We start from the raw sequence: 651 nt of genomic DNA, 5'->3' as shown, positions 1-651 counted from the left end.
CGGCGCCCCCTGGGCGCGCCACGCACCCTGAGGACCCCATGGTTCCCGTACCGGCCCCGCACCCCGTCCCCGTCCGTCGCGAGCACGATCTGCTCGGCGACCGGGACGTTCCCGCCGACGCCTACTGGGGTGTCCACACCCTGCGAGCCACCGAGAACTTCACCGTCACCGGCACGCCCATATCCGTCTACCCGCTCCTGATCGACGCGCTCGCCGCCGTCAAGGAGGCCGCCGCCCGCGCCAACGAGGAACTGGGNNCAACATGAACGCCAACGAGGTCGTCGCCAACCGCGCGCTGGAACTCCTCGGCCACGCCAAGGGTGACTACGGCCGTCTCCACCCCAACGAAGACGTCAACCTGGGCCAGTCCACCAATGACGTCTACCCGACCGCCATCCGCATCGCGGCGATCGGCGCCGCCCGTGAACTCCTCCTCGCCATGGCCGTGCTCCAGGACGCCTTCGCCGCCAAGGCCCTGGAGTTCCGCGACGTCGTCAAGATGGGCCGCACCCAGCTCCAGGACGCGGTGCCCATGACACTGGGTCAGGAGTTCTCCACGTACGCCGTGATGCTGGAGGAGGACCGCAGCCGGCTCGCCGAGGCCGTCGAGCTCATCCACGAGATCAACCTCGGGGCCACCGCCATCGGCAC

The 651-nt window shown here is 69.8% G+C and carries 2 pseudogenes; both read left to right on the top strand.

The window, feature by feature from the left end:
* Positions 1 to 38: 38 nt before the first annotated feature.
* Positions 39 to 256: pseudogene (gene aspA / locus AOK00_RS40790) on the top strand (aspartate ammonia-lyase); the annotation flags it as partial.
* 2 nt (positions 257 to 258) lie between these two features.
* Positions 259 to 651 (top strand): annotated as a pseudogene (locus AOK00_RS40785) (lyase family protein); the annotation flags it as partial.

The sequence above is a fragment of the Streptomyces aureus genome (assembly GCF_001418135.1).
GTDB lineage: Bacteria > Actinomycetota > Actinomycetes > Streptomycetales > Streptomycetaceae > Streptomyces > Streptomyces aureus_A.
The sequence above is the reverse complement of the archived record's forward strand: the minus strand, read 5'-3'. Positions and strand labels throughout refer to the sequence as shown.